At 42.7% G+C, this 18464-nt stretch carries 17 protein-coding genes and 1 riboswitch; of the genes, 14 read left to right on the plus strand and 3 right to left on the minus strand.

The window, feature by feature from the left end; translation table 11 throughout:
* Positions 1-80: 80 nt before the first annotated feature.
* From gspG to cysQ, 11 genes are all read left to right on the plus strand, one after another.
* The gene (gene gspG, locus C8D97_RS02940; RefSeq protein ID WP_109761846.1) at positions 81-542 is read left to right on the plus strand and encodes a type II secretion system major pseudopilin GspG; all 462 of its coding nucleotides are present in this window, start codon (positions 81-83) and stop codon (positions 540-542) included.
* Positions 543-553: 11 nt separating this feature from the next.
* Positions 554-1222, plus strand: a complete 669-nt coding sequence (gspH, locus tag C8D97_RS02945) for a type II secretion system minor pseudopilin GspH (RefSeq protein WP_109761847.1) — start codon at positions 554-556, stop codon at positions 1220-1222.
* Positions 1197-1631, plus strand: a complete 435-nt coding sequence (gene gspI, locus C8D97_RS02950) for a type II secretion system minor pseudopilin GspI (RefSeq protein WP_170115116.1) — start codon at positions 1197-1199, stop codon at positions 1629-1631. Before gspH ends, gspI begins: the two co-directional genes overlap by 26 nt.
* Positions 1632-1636: 5 nt before the next feature.
* A complete protein-coding gene (gene gspJ, locus C8D97_RS02955; protein WP_109761849.1) occupies positions 1637-2263 on the plus strand; it encodes a type II secretion system minor pseudopilin GspJ in 627 nt (208 codons plus the stop codon).
* Positions 2263-3324 (plus strand): type II secretion system minor pseudopilin GspK, encoded by a 1062-nt coding sequence (gspK, locus tag C8D97_RS02960; RefSeq protein ID WP_109761850.1) that lies wholly within the window; start codon positions 2263-2265, stop codon positions 3322-3324. The genes gspJ and gspK overlap by 1 nt, the downstream gene beginning before the upstream one ends.
* Positions 3324-4697 (plus strand): type II secretion system protein GspL, encoded by a 1374-nt coding sequence (gene gspL / locus C8D97_RS02965; protein WP_109761851.1) that lies wholly within the window; start codon positions 3324-3326, stop codon positions 4695-4697. The genes gspK and gspL overlap by 1 nt, the downstream gene beginning before the upstream one ends.
* On the plus strand, positions 4694-5161 hold the full coding sequence (gene gspM, locus C8D97_RS02970) for a type II secretion system protein GspM (protein ID WP_109761852.1): 468 nt from the start codon (positions 4694-4696) through the stop codon (positions 5159-5161). The genes gspL and gspM overlap by 4 nt, the downstream gene beginning before the upstream one ends.
* 99 nt (positions 5162-5260) lie before the next feature.
* A complete protein-coding gene (locus C8D97_RS02975) occupies positions 5261-6022 on the plus strand; it encodes a type II secretion system protein N (RefSeq protein ID WP_109761853.1) in 762 nt (253 codons plus the stop codon).
* 19 nt (positions 6023-6041) lie between these two features.
* Positions 6042-6701 (plus strand): GMP/IMP nucleotidase, encoded by a 660-nt coding sequence (gene yrfG, locus C8D97_RS02980; RefSeq protein ID WP_109761854.1) that lies wholly within the window; start codon positions 6042-6044, stop codon positions 6699-6701.
* Between the two features lie 16 nt (positions 6702-6717).
* Positions 6718-7263 carry an ADP compounds hydrolase NudE gene (nudE, locus tag C8D97_RS02985; RefSeq protein WP_109761855.1) on the plus strand — a complete coding sequence of 182 codons (546 nt, stop codon included), beginning with the start codon at positions 6718-6720 and terminating at the stop codon, positions 7261-7263.
* Between the two features lie 223 nt (positions 7264-7486).
* Entirely contained in the window at positions 7487-8299 is an 813-nt protein-coding gene (cysQ, locus tag C8D97_RS02990; protein WP_109761856.1) for a 3'(2'),5'-bisphosphate nucleotidase CysQ, read from the plus strand.
* A gap of 133 nt (positions 8300-8432) precedes the next feature.
* On the opposite strand, the gene C8D97_RS02995 is transcribed toward cysQ, so the two are convergent.
* Positions 8433-10244, minus strand: coding sequence for an ABCB family ABC transporter ATP-binding protein/permease (locus tag C8D97_RS02995; protein ID WP_109761857.1), 1812 nt, complete (start codon positions 10242-10244; stop codon positions 8433-8435).
* 187 nt (positions 10245-10431) lie between these two features.
* Positions 10432-10649: riboswitch (cobalamin riboswitch) on the plus strand.
* A 252-nt stretch (positions 10650-10901) separates the two neighbouring features.
* On the opposite strand from C8D97_RS02995, the gene C8D97_RS03000 reads away from it, so the two are divergent.
* The 3 genes from C8D97_RS03000 to C8D97_RS03010 all read left to right on the plus strand — a co-directional run bounded on the left by C8D97_RS03000 (position 10902) and on the right by C8D97_RS03010 (position 15615).
* A complete protein-coding gene (locus C8D97_RS03000; protein WP_109761858.1) occupies positions 10902-13916 on the plus strand; it encodes a ribonucleoside-diphosphate reductase subunit alpha in 3015 nt (1004 codons plus the stop codon).
* A 10-nt stretch (positions 13917-13926) separates the two neighbouring features.
* Complete coding sequence (locus C8D97_RS03005) at positions 13927-15069, plus strand: ribonucleotide-diphosphate reductase subunit beta (RefSeq protein ID WP_109761859.1); 1143 nt, start codon at positions 13927-13929, stop codon at positions 15067-15069.
* Between the two features lie 168 nt (positions 15070-15237).
* Entirely contained in the window at positions 15238-15615 is a 378-nt protein-coding gene (locus C8D97_RS03010; RefSeq protein ID WP_210204833.1) for an acyl-CoA thioesterase, read from the plus strand.
* A 76-nt stretch (positions 15616-15691) separates the two neighbouring features.
* On the opposite strand, the gene C8D97_RS03015 is transcribed toward C8D97_RS03010, so the two are convergent.
* Positions 15692-16267: a hypothetical protein gene (locus tag C8D97_RS03015; RefSeq protein WP_109761860.1), complete on the minus strand. Its 576-nt coding sequence runs from the start codon at positions 16265-16267 to the stop codon at positions 15692-15694.
* Position 16268: 1 nt separating this feature from the next.
* On the minus strand, positions 16269-18386 hold the full coding sequence (locus C8D97_RS03020; protein ID WP_170115117.1) for a T6SS phospholipase effector Tle1-like catalytic domain-containing protein: 2118 nt from the start codon (positions 18384-18386) through the stop codon (positions 16269-16271).
* Positions 18387-18464: the final 78 nt, after the last annotated feature.

Here is an 18464-nt window from a genome sequence, read left to right on the forward strand (position 1 = left end):
TTTTCTATCGAATAGACGCTTTGTAACAAACAAAGCCATAACAATAAATGTTTGACCTAAATACTTTTTGGAGTAGATAAATGCGACAACAACGCGGTTTTTCCTTAATGGAAATTTTGATTGCCCTGGTTATCATCGGCATTCTGGGTGCTTTTGTATTGCAAAATTTTGGTGGTGAAGTAACCAAAGCTCGTTACACCAAATTAAAGGCCGACTTTCAAACCATAGAAAGTGCGTTAATGCGTTATTACAACGACAATGGTTTTTATCCGACCAGCGAGCAGGGATTACAGGCGTTAACACAAAAGCCGGAAAGCAATCCTGAGCCTAATAACTACCCTCGTAACGGTTATATTGCAAAAATGCAAAAAGATCCCTGGGGTAATGATTATCTTTACTTATCACCTGCGGAATATGGCGAAGGCGATTATGAAATTATTTCACTGGGCGCAGACGGTCAGGAAGGTGGACAAGATCAAAGTACCGATATTGCCAACTGGAATGTCGATGAAGTCATGGCTGCCATGAACGAAGAACAATAATTGATTGAGTCATGACTTTTCCGTTGCCCGCGAAAATTATTCAATCTTTTTTCACTTCTTCAGTGAGAAAGCCAGCGGTTGCTGGCTTTTCGTTAATTGAGGTATTGATTGCTCTGGTTATCGGCGCATTATTAATTTCGCTGGCGACTCTGGCTTTTGGCGATCCGAAAAAAGAAGAGTTGGAAAAGCAGGCATTTCGTTTATACGCATTAATAAAACAGGCGCAAGATGAAACATTATTGCGTGGTCTTGATATTGGTATTCGTATCGAGAAACAAAAATACTCTTTCTTATTGTACGACGCAGAGAACGATAAGTGGCTGCCAATAACCGACGATGATTTTTTTACCGAAAAAGAAATTCCCGAATCATTGGAAGTGAAAGTTGTGGTGGATGGCACCACGTTATTTTCTGAAGACGAGGATGATGTTGATATTTTCGAAGAAGACGTGGATATTTTCGAAGATGGTGATCAACCGAAAGTGGAACCACCACAAATTTATATTTTGTCGTCCGGTGAAATGAATGACTTTCACATTGCCATTGGCTGGACCGATGAAGATCCCCGATATTTTTTAATTACCGGAACCATGCTTGGCGAAGTTCAACTGGACGGACCCATGACGGGTAATTTACGCGATGAGGTTAACAGCGATGATCTGCCTGATCTCGACGTCTGAGCAATCGCGTTTAAACAATTCCCGAGTCAGTGGCTTTACTTTACTGGAAGTTTTGATTGCCATGGCGGTTCTGGCACTGGCGTTAATGGCCTTAAGCGGCTCAATGAATCAGGCAATAAAAAATCAAATCCACCATAAGGACACTACACTGGCGCATTATGTGGCCATGTATCATCTTGGGGATATGAGATTGGAAGAGCCCTTTCCTGAGCTTGGAACCACCCGTGGCGATATCGTTATGCTGAATCGTGAGTGGCGCTGGACTCAGTCAGTGTTAAAAACAACGGAAGAAAACTTACGCCGAATTGAAGTGTCGGTAGCGCGCAAGGAAGAACCCGATTATCAACTGTCAAAAATCATTGCGTTTGCCGGTAACAATAACGAGAAAAAAAACGGGACCAGGCGTTAATCGGTATGAAGCATTTTAATCGCCAAACGGCTTTTACACTGATTGAAGTTCTGATTGCGGTCGCTATCACGGCATTTATTGCGGTTTCGGCCTTTGCCATTATGAATCAGGCCATAGGCACCCAAGAAAGCGCAGAAAATAATGACGCCCGACTAGCAGAGTTGCAGCGGGCGATGAATCGTATTTCAATGGATCTGCAGCAACTGGCCGATCGGCAGGTTCGAAATCAATACGGCGATTTGATGCCAATGTTAATGGGTGATAAAAGTGCCGAAGATACCTACCTCAGTTTTACAAGGCAGGGCAAACGAAATCCGGCTAATTTACCGCGAACTGAAATGGAACGAGTCACTTACCGATTGGAAGAGGATCAGTTGATCCGTGAGCAATGGGTGGTACTGGACATTGTTTCCGAAGATCAAATTTTAAAACGCCCCATACTCGAAGGTGTGCTCAAGTTTGAAGTTGAGTTTTACAGTGAAGAACAGTGGGTCGACAGTTGGCCACAATCCGATATTGGTAATCTCGATAACAACGAGATTCGTACCATCAAGCCCGGCGCAGTAAAAATTACTCTTGAGCTGGACGATTTGGGCGAGTTAATCCAGATATACCCATTGGGGATTGGCTGATGCAACGGCAATCCGGCGTGACTCTTTTAATCGTTCTGGTCGTGGTGGCACTGGCGACCTTAGTGGCTGCGCAATTGATCGAGCACACAACATACAGTGAGCGCAGAACAACATTAATGTTAAGTCGCGATCAGGCTTACCAACTGGCACTGGGCGGCGAAGCGCTGGCCAGTTTGTGGCTGTCAAAAGGGTTTGATAAAGAAAGTGACACCGTGCATCTGAATCAACCCTGGGCAACCACACCGTTTCAATTTCCGATTGAAGGCGGCATGATTAACGGCACCGTTATTGATGCGCAAAGTTGTTTTAATCTTAACTCTTTGCACCCGGAAGCGGATGAAAATCAATCCTCAGGAGGCACACCTGCCCCGGGTAGTGGTGGTCCAAGAGTTGATCCAAATGCTGGAACAAGAACTGGTGGACAACCTCCCGGATTAAAAAAAGATAAAGATCATTTGTTGTTTGAACAACTGATAAATGAAGTGCTTAAACAGTCTGAAATCAGTGGTGTCACACCGGAATCACTCAGTGCACCGGTGATTGACTGGATCGATAATGATATACAGCCTTTAGGTATTGATGGCGCAGAAGATATGCTCTACACCGGTTTTGAGGTGCCCTACCGTACCGCTAACAGCCCTTTTGCAAGTGCCTCTGAACTGCGAGTGGTTAAAGGTTATTCTGCGAAAATTTATCGGGCAATGAAAGATTTGGTCTGTGTGCTGCCAGATATTAACGTCAATAAAATCAATGTGAATACGGTATTGCCGGAAAACGCTGCTGTGCTTGCGGCCGTTACCGGAATGAGCCTGAGCAATGCGCAGGAAATACTCGGTAATATACCCGAAGAAGGGTACGATATGAGTTCCTTTAAGCAGCAACTCGGTAATGATAATAGAATTGATACGTCGCGAATTGATTTTACCAGTCAACATTTTTTGATTAGCATTGAAGTGGATTTTAAAGGCGCTAAATTTCGCATGAAGTCTTTGGTAAAGCGAGAAAGCTCACAAGGTGATGCGCCGTTTCGTGTGGTAACACGATATTTTGGAGAGTTTTGATGAAGAACAGACTTTTTATTCAACTGCCGGATGATCCGCAGAGTGCATTACTCTGGGGTGAGTGGAACAGTGATGAGCAGCAGTGGAATGAACAAGGGGAAGTGTTAGCGGCAGATTTAATATCGCTTGCGGATAAGTCCGCAAAGTGTGAAACGCTGGTTATTGTGCCGTCCAGTAAAGTTAGCCGTAAATTGATCACCACCCCGGCAAAACAATTAAAGCAGATACAACGTGCCGTTCCCTATATGCTTGAAGATCAGCTGGCGAGTCCGGTTGATCAATTACACTTTGCATACGGAAAACGAAGTAAGTCAGGTGAAGTGGATGTACTCTGGACAACCCATCAGCAAATGGAACAATGGCTGGAGTGGTTTGAGCAGGCAGAAATTCATATTGATATCATGCTGAGCGAAAACGACCTGTTAAAACCAGCCACCGATGCCACCGAAATTATTTTAAATCAAAACTTTGCACTGGTTAATCAAATCGATGGCAAGCGTTGGAGTTGCCAGCGGGATCTTTTACCCATGCTATGGCAGGCATCAACAGAGAGCGAAGATTCAAACGCTACTGATAAAAAACAAGCCGGAAAAAAAGATACCGGAAAAAAAGAAATCGATAATAAGGATACGGCTAATAAAGGCGATTCAAGTAGTGATGTAAAAAATTCACTTGAACCAACCCTGGATGGATCAGATGAACATCAAAGCACCGATGACTTTGATATGCTGCGAATTTTCCATGTGGGTGAGCTGGAGTCTTACTGGCAAGACAATCAAAACGTAATTGCTCAGCCATTAACCGAATTTGAATTATTAAATATTTTTGCTCAAAACGTTCACAAGCAATCGATTAATTTATTGCAACAACAATACGCGCCGAAAAAAGAATCCAACTTGCAATGGATTAAATATCGTTCACTGGCCAAGGTTGCCGGATTTTCTTTTCTGATTTTTCTGGTGTATCAAGGTTCGCAATATTATGTGCTGGAGCAGGAGCGTAAAGTATTACGGCAACAAGCGGAACAAAACTTTCAAAAAGTCTTTGCCCGCAGACCTCGTGGCGGCAGTATTTTAGGCCAGGCAGAGCGACTCTTAAGTCGAGGTGGTGGTGAAGCTGAGCAGGGTGAGTTTTTAAAACTGCTTAATGCAACATCTGCAAAAATAGTTTCATTAGATAAAGTTAAGCCGACCAGCATTACCTTCGATGGTCGAAAAAGTGAACTTAGAGTGGATGTACTGGCACCCGATTATCAAACATTGAATAATTTTAAGTCATCATTAACGGAAGCAGGATTAATGGTTGATATGTCTTCTGCCAGTTCACAGGGCGATGCTTACTCAACGCGACTTATTATCAGGAGCGGCTCATGAATGCGTTAACCCAATGGTTCGAGCAATTGTCTGAAAAAGACAAAAAGGTTGTTCAAATTGCCACGCCAATTGCACTGGTTTTGGTTCTTATCTTTGCTGTGGTTTTACCGGTCAATAGTACCGTCAGTGAATTGAGAGCAGAGGTGGTCGATAATAAAAAAGCCACCATATTATTACAGACTGAAGCGCCACAAAATCAATCTGGTGGTGGCAAGCAATCTTTCTCCTCACTAACCAATGTGATCACCAGCACAACCCGACAGCATAACTTTCGACTGGAACGGTTTGAAGAAAAACGCAATGGCGAAATCAATGTCTGGTTCGATCAGATTGGCTTTGACAAAATGTTAAGCTGGTTAGCGCAACTGGAAAATCAATACGGTATTACCACATCCTATATATCCGTCAGTCAATCTGGCGAAACAGGCATGGTACGCGCCAATGTGCGTCTGATATCTGGCTAATACGCATAATAAGTTTATAAGATTTTTCGATTTGTTCTGGTTTCGGATAATAAGCAACCATGACTTTAGAAAATCTGAACATAAGTGAATGATTTATTAATGATGAATAAAAAAACGTATTTATACGCAATTGTATTTTTTCTTGTGATGCTGTTGTTGACTCTGCCCGCACGAACAGCACTGAGTTTAATTCCAGCCAGTAATAATTTTAGCATTGCTGGAGCCAGTGGAAGTATCTGGTCAGGGCACGCCGCCAGTATTCAGGTTAATCGTCAAACCTTGATGGACGTTAATTGGGGCATCAATCCAATCTGGTTACTCACCGGAAAATTAGGTGGTTCGGTTTCCGTTAATGATCCCGGTGTTACGGTTAATGGAGGCTGGAAAGTAGGCCTGGGTAATACGCTGTATCTTGATGATATGCAGATTCGTTTACCAGCGAAAAAAGTAGTGCCCTTGTTGCCGATGAAAGGCGTGGCTCTAGAAGGTGATTTTAGAATTGATATTGAACACCTGAGTTTTAATCAGCAACAAGGACCTCAAGATGTTGATGCAACACTCTACTGGCTTAAAAGTGCGGCTTCCATTGCTGGTCCAATTGTTAAACTTGGTAACTTTACATTAACGGCCAAGTCACAAGAGGATGGTCGCATTGAATTGTTAGTAAAACCCGGTAAAAACAAACTGGACGCACAGGGCAGCGCTATAGTGACCTGGCCAAACAGCATTGCACTGGATATATCAGTGACGGAAAATGTGCCGGATCAATTAAAGAGTACCGTGGCGTTTTTGAAAAAGGCCGATAATAACCGGCGCACACTTAAAATGACACTGCCACTTAATCGTAATGCGAGACGTTAATTAAACTATTCATATTGCCATGAAAACTGCCATAAACTGGAATGCCATTGATACCGTATTGCTCGATATGGACGGCACCATTTTGGATCTTCACTTTGATAACTATTTTTGGCTGACTTATTTACCCGAAAAGTTTGCTATCAAGCATAATATCTCTTTTGAGAGTGCCTTTGAAAAGTTATCTCAGCAGTTTAATACCTTAAGAGGAACGCTTAACTGGTATTGTCTTGATTATTGGACCGATACATTGCAAATGGATATTGTTGGCCTTAAAAAAAATATACAGCATAAAGTTGCGTTTCGACCTCAGGCACTTGCTTTCTTACAGTTTTTAAAACAACAGAATAAACAGGTATTTCTTGCCACCAATGCGCATCCTAGAAGTCTTGAAATTAAACAGTTGAATACTCGTTTTCATCAATATTTTGATGAATTAATTACATCTCATGAATTTGGTGCGCCAAAAGAACAACAGTCTTTTTGGCAGCAATTGCAGAAAAAAATAGAGTTTGATAATTATAAAACATTATTTATTGATGACAGTGTTGCCGTTTTAACATCCGCGCAGCAGTTTGGTATAGGGTACCTGCTTGGCATTGCGCAGCCCGACAGTCAGAAACCACCACAGTCAATGGCGCCTTTTGATGCCATTGAAAATTTTAACGACATAATGTTATGAATAGCATGGTGATTGAATGAACAAAAAGCCTGAAATCTTATCGGCGAAAGAAGTCGCTAAAACCCGGATTTTCAGAGTCGAAGAGTTGCAGTTAAAGTTTGCCAATGGTGAACACAGAACCTATGAGCGTTTAAAAGCTGGTGGCTCGGGTGCGGTTTTGATTGTTGCGATTAATGAAAAAAATGAGTTGTTGTTGATCCGAGAGTATTCGGCTGGCATAGATGCGTATGAACTGGCGTTACCGAAAGGATTGATTGACAAAAATGAAGCTGCCTTAGATGCCGCAAATCGCGAGTTAAAAGAAGAAGTGGGCTTTGGTGCAAGGGATCTGGTGGAGCTAAAAAAAATTACCTTAGCGCCTGGTTATTTAAGTCATAAAATGAGCATTGTGCTTGCCAGAGATCTTTATGTTGAAAAGTTGGAAGGCGATGAGCCCGAACCGATAGAAGTGGTGCCCATGCCGTTTGATGATATTGATGCGATAGTTGCACGAGATGACTTCACTGAAGCGCGCAGCATTGCCGCTCTGTATCTTGCTCGTCATTTCCTTAGTCAACAATAATTGCGAATAGCTGTCGTTTAAAATTGGCAGTTAAATTTGTGCAGTATCATAAGGCATAATATAAGCTTGGAATGGATTTTCATATCAGAAGTCAAACGAAACAACTCACATATAAAATACAATTGGTAATCAGTCTTAAGTTGAATCGCCAATAGCATTAACTTTCTAATGTGAAGTTTTAGTTTTACAGATTAACATTAATTAATAAGTATCAGGACAATCTATGAATTATCAGGATTTATTAACCCCCGTTATTGATATATCAAAACGGGCCGGTGCGGCGATTTTAGAGGTGTATCGAAAGGATGATTTTGATCAACGAATTAAATCAGATAATTCTCCATTAACCGAAGCGGATATGGCGTCTCATCGCTTGATTTGTCAGGCGCTGGAAAATTTAACTCCAGAAATTCCTGTATTATCGGAAGAAAGCAAAGGTATAACCTTTGATGAGCGAAAGTCCTGGGAAACCTACTGGTTGGTTGATCCACTCGATGGCACAAAAGAATTTATTGCACGCAACGATGAGTTCACCACCAATATTGCGTTGATACACGATGGTCGACCTGTGCTGGGTGTTATTTATGTGCCGGTGTTTGACACCTTGTATTACGCTGCGAAATATTTTGGTGCGAATAAACAGCAAGGTGATAAAGATGCGGAAAAAATTTCGGTACGCCCTGTTCCTGAGAAAAATAATGCTAAACATTACACAGTCGTCGGCAGCCGGCGGCATGGTATAGAAAAAGTTGAAAAACTCTGCGCGAAAATGCCATCATTTTCACTAACCAGCAAAGGCAGTTCGTTAAAAATGTGTCTGGTCGCAGAAGGCGAAGCGGATCTCTACCCTCGACTGGCGCCGACCTCCGAGTGGGATACCGGTGCTGCTCAAATTATTGTTGAAGAAGCCGGTGGCCAACTGGTAAAAACTGACTTTTCGGTATTGGAGTACAATACCAAGGAATCGTTATTAAACCCGCACTTTTTTGTATTGGGTGATGATAAAGAAGACTGGCAGTCACTACTGAGGGAATAGTCGACGGAGTCGCATAAATAATAGCTGAAACAATCAGTCCGATAAAAGAAACAAAGTAGCATCACCTGTCACTTGGTTTCGCTTGATTTTGATTGGTGTCAGCTAATAAGTGCAAGTTCCCGATAAAGCAGTGTTATGCTTTATCGGGGATCTTTGAGTGTTGACGTTGTTTTTGTTGCACCAGCCATAAGTTTGCATAATGCTCATCTTTATCCAGCAACTGTTGATGATTGCCCTGCTCTACAATTTCTCCTTGATGCAGCACAAATATTACATCGGCATCAACAATAGTTGACAGCCGATGAGCAATCATAACGCTGGTATGATTTTTCGATACTTCATTGATCGCTTTTAAAATATATTGTTCGGAATGGCTGTCGAGTGATGACGTCGCTTCATCAAATAATAATATGGGCGGTTTTTTCAAAATGGTTCTGGCAATGGCGACCCTTTGTTTTTCTCCACCAGATAATTTAAGACCACGCTCGCCCACCAATGTATCGACACCGTCTGGCAGTTGATCAATAAAGTCTTGTAAGTAGGCGTGTTGAATTGCATTTTGTATGTCTTGCTCGGTTGCCTTTACATTGCCATAGCGAATGTTATCACCGATGGTTGAGTTAAACAGCACCGTATCCTGTGGCACTATGCCAATGTGTTGGCGCAAACTTTGTTGCGTCACTTGATCAATGGGCGCACCATCTATTTCTATGGTGCCTTCAGTGGGATCGTAAAACCGATAGAGCAACTTCATCAATGTGGATTTACCTGCGCCACTGCTGCCAACAAAAGCTACTTTTTGCCCGGGTTTTATGGTCAGCGAAATATTTTTTAGAATGGGACGGTTTGATTTATAGTGAAAGGAAACTCGATTAAATTTAATTTCACCTTTGGTGACGGTTATGGGTTTTGCATCTTTGGCATCGGTTATTTTGGGTGCTTGTCGCAACAGTGAAAACATTTTTTCAATATTGGCCATGGAGCCTTTCATTTCACGGTAAACAAAACCTAAAAAATTCAGCGGCATAAATATTTGCATCATAAAGGCATTCACCATAACAAACTCACCTATGCTCATGCTGCCATCAATAATATGAAAACCCGTAAGCAACAACATTAATGTCATGGCAACGCCTACCACCAGCGCCTGTCCACCATTAAGCGCAAACAGTGATAAACGATTCTTTCGGCGGGCGGTTTCCCAGCTGGCCAAATCTTTATCGTATCGGTTGGCTTCGTATTGTTCGTTGTTAAAGTATTTGACGGTTTCGTAATTTAATAAACTGTCCACGGCTGCGGTGTTGGATTTTGAATCCGCTTCATTGGCTTCGCGCACATAACGCGTGCGCCATTCAGTGGCTTTAACGGTCCAACCCACATAGGCGACTATGGAACTGGCGATTATCACGGCAAACCAGGGATCGTATTTGAATAAAAATATTCCCAGCACCATAGAGACTTCGAGCACAATGGGTACAATATTGAACACCATAAAACGCAATAAGAAGCTGACACCGGACACTCCGCGCTCAATGTCTCGCGATAAACCACCGGTGCGGCGACTTAAATGAAAGTCCAGATCCAGTGAGTGCAGATGATTGAACACCGTTAAGCCAATGCGGCGCATGGCTCGTTCGGTGACACGACCAAACAGCGTATCGCGTAATTCACCAAACAACACGTTTGCCAATCGCAAACTGCCATAAGCAATGATTAATGCAATAGGTACGGCAATCATTTGCTGGGTTCCCGACTCCAGATCCAGCCCATCCACCACATTTTTTAAAATAAATGGCATACCAACACTGGCCACTTTTGCTGCCACCAGGCACAACATGGCGAGAAAAATACGGCCTTTAAATTCCAGCAGATAGGGGATCAGTTGCTTTAAAGTTGCCCAGCTGACTTGTTCATCAGCGCTGCTGTCGAAATGTCCGTGTCGCATAACTGCTCGTTTGTTAGTGGCTTTGAGAGAGCTATCTTACCCTATTAGTGTTGATGTTAAGAGGGGGATGATAAATTCAAATCGATAAATTAAAACTGACAAATGATTTTAGGTTGATTTCGGTATTATCTACAAGATATAGTATAAAAGCTTTGGTTTAGCCACAAGATGAATGATTATTGAGCAGACTCAATAACGTTTTGAAAGTGCGCTGCTAAGAGGGAATCTGGTGTGAATCCAGAACTGACGCGCAGCGGTAACAGAGAACGAGAGTAACAACCTTACTTAACACAGTAGGGTGAAACAGGCACTGCAACAATCGGTTGTGGGAAGCCGTTACTTGAGGCGTTTGGGTTTTACCTGAACAAGCTCTGAAGTCCGAAGACCTGCCAAAGTGATCAACACCTTCGCGATTTTGAGGTATTGAACACGTGGATCATGTTTGCGATTGATGCATTGTTAGAGATGTTTGGTTTATCTGTTTAAAAACAGCTGAACAATTAAGCCAATGTTCGATTGCACCAGAAGTCAGTGTTTTAACGTAAGAGATATTCATTGTGCCAATGATGCGCATAGTGATCTCTGGTCGGTCTTAAAAAGTGAAGGTAAGCGTCGTATCTATGCGACATCACCATTTATCTTTAAAGGACGCGAACCATGACTCAAACCTCCCATGACTTAGGAAACAAATTTCAGTCAGCTCAAGAGCATGCATCTCGAGAGCAATCGCCACAAACTCAATCATTCCATTCAAAATTATCCGAAACGGAAAGCGTTCGTTTGTCTTCGACTTTAAGTCGTATTCAAGTGATCAAACGTAACCATCAGGCAGTGACGTTTGATGCCAGTAAAATTGCATTGGCAATGACCAAAGCAATGCTTGCGGTTGAAGGTGATTCTGCATCGGGTTCAGCGCGTGTGCGTGAACTGGTAACGCAGATCACACAAGATATCGCGCAGCGTTTTGCCAGACAACTACCGGATGGTGGCACGGTGAATATTGAAGATATACAGGATCAGGTTGAGTTAGGATTAATGCGAAAGGGATTGCAAAAAGTAGCGCGGGCCTATGTGTTATATCGAGAACAACATGCGCAAAATCGTGCTGCAGAACTTAATAAGAAAGAATTTTATAAAAAAAGTCAGAACAAAAAAGATCGTTATGAAACAGATCAAGATAAAACAGCTCATGACTCTGAAACTGAATATGAAACTTTAAAAGTGCTGCTGGACGACGGTTCTGAAACGAGTTTATCGATGAAGTCGATAAAACTGCGTTTAGTTGAGGCCTGTGAGGGTTTCAGTGATGTATCTTCCGAATTGATTTTCACACAGGTAACGAATAATTTATTCTCGGGAATGAAATTGTCGGATGTTGATACCGCTCTAACTATGACAGTGCGGCCGATGATTGAGCAGGAACCGAATTATTCCTATGTTTGTGCGCAATTACTGAATCAAACTCTTAAGCAGCAAGTGGCGGGTGTTTTAGCGCTGGATCACAGCAGCGATAACTTATACCTCGAAGCTTTTACAGCGTTTATTCATCAGGGTGTGGAAAAACAATTGCTGGATCAGCAGCTACTTTCATTTGATTTAAATGAACTGGCGGTAGCGTTAAAGCCCGAGCGGGATCGTCAATTTACATATCTTGGATTACAAACATTATATGATCGCTATTTTATTCATCACCAGCAATCACGAATGGAATTACCGCAAGTTTTCTTTATGCGTGTTGCCATGGGACTGGCATTAAATGAAGACAATCCGACTAAGCGTGCCATTGAATTTTATAATGTGTTGTCATCATTTGATTATATGTGCTCGACGCCAACCTTATTTAACGCGGCCACTCAACGATCGCAATTATCAAGTTGTTATCTGACCACGGTAGATGATGATTTATCGAGTATTTATCAATCCGTAGCCGACAATGCCCAGTTGTCTAAATGGGCCGGTGGACTGGGTAATGACTGGACACCCGTTCGCTCACTCGGCGCGCATATTAAAGGCACCAATGGCGAGTCTCAAGGGGTTATTCCATTTTTAAAAGTGGTAAACGATACCGCAGTTGCGGTTAATCAGGGAGGTAAACGCAAAGGCGCGGTCTGTGCCTATCTGGAAACCTGGCATCTGGATATCGAAGATTTTCTTGAGCTTAGAAAAAATACCGGCGATGAGCGGCGGCGTACGCACGACATGAACTCGGCAAACTGGATCCCGGATTTATTTATGAAGCGGGTATTTAATGATGAGCAGTGGACATTGTTTTCGCCCAGCGATGTTCCTGATTTGCATGATTTGTACGGTGACGCTTTTGAAAAACGCTATCAGGCATATGAAGCCATGGTGGATCGAAAAGAGATTACCTTGTATCGCCGCCTGCCAGCAAAACAGTTATGGCAAAAAATGTTATCCATGCTATTTGAAACCGGTCACCCCTGGATAACTTTTAAAGATCCCTGCAACATTCGTTCGCCACAACAACATCAGGGAGTGGTGCATTCATCCAATTTATGTACCGAAATTACCCTGAATACCAACGCCGAAGAAATTGCCGTGTGTAATCTTGGGTCTATCAATTTACCGCAACATATGGAAGGTGGTGAACTTGATCATGCGCATTTGCAAGCGACCATTCAAACCGCCGTACGCATGCTTGATAATGTGGTTGATATAAATTTTTACCCGGTGGAAAAAGCTCGCCAGTCAAACATGAAACACCGACCAATAGGATTGGGTTTAATGGGCTTTCAAGATGCGCTCTATTTAAAACAAGTCCCTTATGCCAGTATCGAAGCGGTACAGTTTGCCGATCAGTCCATGGAGCTGATCAGTTACTTTGCTTTGGAAGCCTCCTCCGCTTTGGCGGAAGAGCGAGGCTGCTATCCAAGTTTTGAAGGTTCTTTATGGCAACAGGGGCTGTTGCCCATCGACTCATTGGAGCATCTACAAACACAACGGGGTGAAGAGTATTGCACTTTCGATACGGTCACGTCATTGGACTGGTCATCTTTAAGAGAAAAAATAAAACGATACGGAATGCGGAACTCAAATGTTCTGGCGATTGCGCCTACCGCAACCATTGCAAATATTGTTGGTGTTTCGCAGTCGATTGAACCCATGTATCAAAACCTTTATGTGAAGTCGAATTTATCCGGAGAGTTTACGGTATTGAATCATGCATTGGTTAACAGCCTTAAACAGCAGGATTTATGGGACAGTGTGATGATCAATGACCTGAAATATTTTGATGGATCTCTTCAACCCATTGAACGCATACCGGATGCGATCAAAGCGGTTTATGCTACGGCTTTTGAAATTGATTCCCGCTGGTTAATTGAAGCGGCCTCGCGGCGACAAAAATGGATCGATCAGGCGCAAAGTTTAAATTTATACATGGCCGAAGCATCGGGCAAAAAGCTGGATAATTTGTACAAGCTGGCCTGGTCTCGTGGATTAAAAACCACCTATTACTTACGATCGCTGGGGGCGACTCAGGCAGAAAAACTTACCGAACATTCTTCTAATAATCATTTTGAAATCAATAACCCATCGAACAATAACCAGGCACAAGTTTTTACTGGCAAGATTCAAACTGAAAATTCTCAGCCTGTGACGGAATCTGCTGTTTGTTCAATACTGGAACCCGACTGCGAAGCCTGCCAATAGGAGACTAATAATGAATACTTTAAACTGGGATGATCCATTGTCTATTGCCATTCAACCAGTAACACAAGCGGATAAAAAAATTCAGCAAGATTCATTTACTACAGATGAGCATTCGTCTACCGATGAACAAGACAATAACCAAAGAAACAATATTCCACCGGTTAATCCCGACGATAAGCGAGTGATCAATGGCATGACTGATGTGAATCAGTTGGCACCCTTTAAATACCCTTGGGCCTGGGAGTTCTTTTTAAATGGTAATAAAAATCACTGGACACCACTCGATATTAATATGACTCAGGATGTTCACGATTATCACCATAAACTGACAATAGAAGAAAAACACGTGTATGAAAATGTACTGGCGTATTTAACAACTTCGGATATTTTAGCCATGCGAAATATAGGACTGGCGGTGATGGAAAAAATGACCGCGCCTGAGTTACAAATTTATCAGGCGCGTCAGGTTTATGAAGAATCCTTGCATACCTGGACCTATCAACATTGCATTGAAACCATAGGACTGGATCAAAGTGAAATTTACAACCGATATCGGGTTATTCCGCAAATTCATCAAAAGATAAACATTGCCAATAAGAGACTTAATGCGGTGATGCGCTCCGATATTGATTTAAAAAATCGCGATGATCTGGAGTTGTTTGTAATGTCCTATTTATTTTTTGCTGCTGTATTTGAGGGCTGCTGGTTTTATAATGGTTTCAGTCCAATTTTTGCCCTGCAAAGACGAGGCTTAATGAAAGGCACTGGTGAGCAGCTGCAATACATAATGCGCGATGAGGTGTTGCATTGTGCTTTTGGTTTGCGTGTGGTTAAGCAGATACTGGAAGAAGAAAAGTTAACGCTCAATCCTGCTGCTGTCAATGATATGTGGCAGGAAGCAGAAGCCGCTGAAGCAAGTTATGCAAAGTTTTTGTTGCCAGAACCTATATTAGGTTACTCTGCTGAGGCGCACAGTGAGCAATTTCGGTTTTTAGCCAATCGCCGAGCAAAACAGTTAAAATTTGCAGAGCCCTTTAAAGGAGCCAAAAGTACCTTAAGCTGGCTAGATGAACAGGCGAACATGAGAAAAGAGAAAAACTTTTTTGAAACTCGTGTAACTGAATATCAAACGGGCGCAGCGTTACAGTGGTAAAATCTGTTCTCGATTAATTTTTCAAAACAGTTTTTCAGGTATCTGCCTTGCACCATAGTTTGAAAGATAATTTGAACGATAGTCTGATCGATAATGGCTTGAAACATAAAGGTTTGCAACTGCAATGCGTCAAGCCAGTCCACTATTTAAATATAACAAGGAAAACGAATGCAGCAAGAGTTAGACAGTAAAACCATGCAGCACCATAAACTTGTGTTGCCGGAACATATGAATCATCAGGGCAGCTTATTTGGTGGTTATTTATTAATGTGGATTGATGAAGTAGCCTACATGACGGCTAACTTGCATTTTCCGGGACATCGTTTTGTAACGATTGCGCTGGATAATGTAGAATTTAAGCATCGAATCGAATGCGGTGAGATAATCTGCTTTTTAGCCCTGCTGGAAAAGCAGGGAAACACCTCACTAACTTATCGAATAAGCGTTACAGGCACCCGCGAACAGTCAGATAAGTTATTATTTGAAACCAGAGTGTCCTTTGTTAGCGTCGATGATAAAGGTAAAAAGGTATTGCTTAAAATTTAGAGTGAATATACATTCGTCGCTGCTTCATTAACTTAACTGATTGAATCAAAAATAATAAACTTCAAAAATTTCTAAATCAGTCATTCCCGTTGTAAGCATCTTCTTGAGCTTGCAGCGCCTTTTTGCGACGGCGCTCTTTTATAAATTCCGGAACGAAGGGTTCGCCTTTAGCCCGGTCAAGCTCGATTATAGTGCGATCAATATGTGGTGCACCCATCATGGTGTTGGCGACCCAAGTTACAACCTCATTATTGGATGTGATACTGGAAATTAAATAGACCGCTTTAGGCTCTTTTCTTTTAACTCCTTTATAGTTTGTCACAAAGTAAAAGTCTGGTAAGTCATCCGCAATTTCTTTTAAGTTTTCGGGGTAGTGTAGGGTTGCTTGATAGTAAGTTTTCGTAGACTCATCGTGCCAAACAAAATACCCTTTCTTTGGGTACTTTTCTGGAAACATTGATGCTGACTTACCTCCATTTGCTAAACAACAACCAATAATGCCAGCAGGCACATGCATATAGTCATCATACACTGCAGTCCCTAAGTAAAAACGATCGGACTCTTCAGCACTAAATCCAAAAGTATAGTCAACAGGCTCTGAGCATGCGGTAGTGATGGCTATCAATAAAGCCAATAAAATTATTCGAAACATATTATGTGTTGGCCTCAAAAGGTTGGTTGTAGAATACTTCCCGTTGCTGGCTTTCAGCCTTATTTGCATTAAATGAAGTTTCTTTTGGAGTGATAGGTGAATGCGAATGATGAATATAATCTCGATACAATTGATGCATTGCGCTATCGTCGCCACCTTCTGCTTTAGCATAAATCTGTTGCAGCTGCGGTGAGATGCGATAGTCCAACTCAAATTGTGCCAATTGACTCATATCATTAAAAGGCACTGACTTTTCTAGCGCCTTTGAGTGCATTTTTTCCAGCGCAACAAAAGCCAGTTCTTTTTTAACAAAGCGCTTCCAGACGATATATACCGTCATCAAGCGTACATTATCACGAGCTTGGGTTTCGGTGTCGGCTTCCAGTTCCACCTTTCCGCCCAGAGCTGCTTTTTGTTGCTGCCAATAGTCTAACCGTTGCTGGACCCGTGCTAAGGCATGTTGCTTTGCTGAGTCTGAGTTACCTATCCAAGTGACTTGTTGTTGCTCCAGATAAATGGTTCGTTCAATATGCTCACCGCCATAACCGCCTCCAATATCGGAGTGAGCACCAGGTAATACTTCTTCGTTAAAATGCGGGGCGGGCAGTTTTCCTGCTTGGTTCTTAATGCTGCTAAGGGGGAAGTATTCTCGAAACTCATGGTAGGCCGTTAAGTGATACACCGACTTGGCGCTGGTCCAGCCAATATTCAGATTAAACCCCATATTGTCATCATCACCGGGCAGACCCATGGAACCCACGGTATCAAATAGGCCGCAAAATCGAATGGTTATCGTTAATTGTCCTTTCCTCCAGTAACCATTATTGGGCATCTTCTTCATTTGGTGCAAACGGTTAATAAAGGCTCTTGCCGTTGCGGCACCGCGACTAAATCCCATCACATCAAAATTACAGTTAACTCTTTTATAAGAGTCAAAGCGTTCTAGAAATAGTTTAAGCTTACTTAGAGCCTCTTCGATACGTGAATTAACATTCAATCCAAAGGCTTGTTCAATATTGGAGTATTCTGGTTTTTCTCCGACCTCACAGCTTAGTTGATCGTCATAAGTGCCAACGCCTTTAATATAGGCCGCACCGGTACCCTGAGTATCTTGCTGAGGATAAAGCTCAAACAACTTGGCTATATTGGTAGGTTCGTAATCATCATCGGCGCATTGCATATCCACTTGCCGGTTATTGCCGGTGCCATCAAAGAATACGCCAAATTGCAATTCCTTTACCGCTTCTACGGTAAACTCGATTTGCGACACCGCACTGCCTGCGGTTGCAGTGAGCTGATACTTGCCCGGCTCTAGCGATAAGGCCGCGTCCCAGTAGTGTCGTTGATCCTGCGCTAAAACAGGCACATCAATACGTTTTGCTCCTGAGCCAGGGCCGCGCCATTTAAGTTCGACAGAATCGTGATTGCTCACTGAGCCTTCAATCAGCACATTCCAACCGCTGGGTACGCGAACAAGGGTTCCTGCGGTTAGCCCTGTTGTTTGTGATACATGACTGTTAAAGCCGTACACTTGCCGGGGTTCTTTCTTTCCGGAATATTTAAACGCGATGGCAGCGGCGTCTTCGCCCGGTTGTACGGTATGTTCTGCGAATCGCATTTGTGTTTTGTTGGATTTTTCCAGTGTGATGATTTGGCCGTTATCGGGTGATAATAGAGTCACCGTTGGAATCGCTTGCGAGTGGGTAAACTCATTAATGGCACGAAAAAACTGGTTGGCGGCTTGTTGAGTGGCATCGCTGACAACATGGCCACTTGAAACAGTCTTGTTATTGTCTGACACCGCTTTAAGGGGTGCGAACCCAAGAGCTTTGTTATCGCTGTCGTACTGACGAAACCCAACTTGCTCCCACCGACCTTTGTTATAACACCAGAACTGGCACTGTTGGTCGTATCGAAACAATTCCCGTTTATCGCGGGGGATGTCGCACCAGGTTTGCCGTGTCAAACTCTGCCGGATCACATCGGGTAGCTGAGCTTTTCGATAGCCGCTCAGGGGTTTCGATTGGATAATTGCTTTTTGGCTAAGTTGTTCCGACTGCTCGCTGCGGGACTGCAGATGTTGAAAAAACTTGTCATCGTTATTGGTTATTAACTCCATGATTGAACACTTCCTTGCATCCTTACTGACAGGCGCAATCATACTTGCTGTTAAGAAGTGTTAAAAGCTGCAGCGGGT

Source organism: Pleionea mediterranea (genome assembly GCF_003148745.1).
Classification (GTDB): Bacteria; Pseudomonadota; Gammaproteobacteria; order Enterobacterales; family Kangiellaceae; genus Pleionea; species Pleionea mediterranea.

Excerpts from the sequence above, each read along its gene's own strand:
- C8D97_RS03000 (WP_109761858.1), top strand. The coding sequence starts at position 10,902 with ATGACTCAAACCTCCCATGACTTAGGAAACAAATTTCAGTCAGCTCAA.
- gspI (WP_170115116.1), top strand. The coding sequence starts at position 1,197 with ATGATCTGCCTGATCTCGACGTCTGAGCAATCGCGTTTAAACAATTCC.
- C8D97_RS02995 (WP_109761857.1), bottom strand. The coding sequence starts at position 10,244 with ATGCGACACGGACATTTCGACAGCAGCGCTGATGAACAAGTCAGCTGG.
- gspL (WP_109761851.1), top strand. The coding sequence starts at position 3,324 with ATGAAGAACAGACTTTTTATTCAACTGCCGGATGATCCGCAGAGTGCA.
- C8D97_RS02975 (WP_109761853.1), top strand. The coding sequence starts at position 5,261 with ATGATGAATAAAAAAACGTATTTATACGCAATTGTATTTTTTCTTGTG.
- C8D97_RS03020 (WP_170115117.1), bottom strand. The coding sequence starts at position 18,386 with ATGGAGTTAATAACCAATAACGATGACAAGTTTTTTCAACATCTGCAG.
- yrfG (WP_109761854.1), top strand. The coding sequence starts at position 6,042 with ATGAAAACTGCCATAAACTGGAATGCCATTGATACCGTATTGCTCGAT.
- gspH (WP_109761847.1), top strand. The coding sequence starts at position 554 with ATGACTTTTCCGTTGCCCGCGAAAATTATTCAATCTTTTTTCACTTCT.
- cysQ (WP_109761856.1), top strand. The coding sequence starts at position 7,487 with ATGAATTATCAGGATTTATTAACCCCCGTTATTGATATATCAAAACGG.
- gspG (WP_109761846.1), top strand. The coding sequence starts at position 81 with ATGCGACAACAACGCGGTTTTTCCTTAATGGAAATTTTGATTGCCCTG.
- gspM (WP_109761852.1), top strand. The coding sequence starts at position 4,694 with ATGAATGCGTTAACCCAATGGTTCGAGCAATTGTCTGAAAAAGACAAA.
- C8D97_RS03005 (WP_109761859.1), top strand. The coding sequence starts at position 13,927 with ATGAATACTTTAAACTGGGATGATCCATTGTCTATTGCCATTCAACCA.
- gspK (WP_109761850.1), top strand. The coding sequence starts at position 2,263 with ATGCAACGGCAATCCGGCGTGACTCTTTTAATCGTTCTGGTCGTGGTG.
- gspJ (WP_109761849.1), top strand. The coding sequence starts at position 1,637 with ATGAAGCATTTTAATCGCCAAACGGCTTTTACACTGATTGAAGTTCTG.
- C8D97_RS03015 (WP_109761860.1), bottom strand. The coding sequence starts at position 16,267 with ATGTTTCGAATAATTTTATTGGCTTTATTGATAGCCATCACTACCGCA.
- C8D97_RS03010 (WP_210204833.1), top strand. The coding sequence starts at position 15,238 with ATGCAGCAAGAGTTAGACAGTAAAACCATGCAGCACCATAAACTTGTG.
- nudE (WP_109761855.1), top strand. The coding sequence starts at position 6,718 with ATGAACAAAAAGCCTGAAATCTTATCGGCGAAAGAAGTCGCTAAAACC.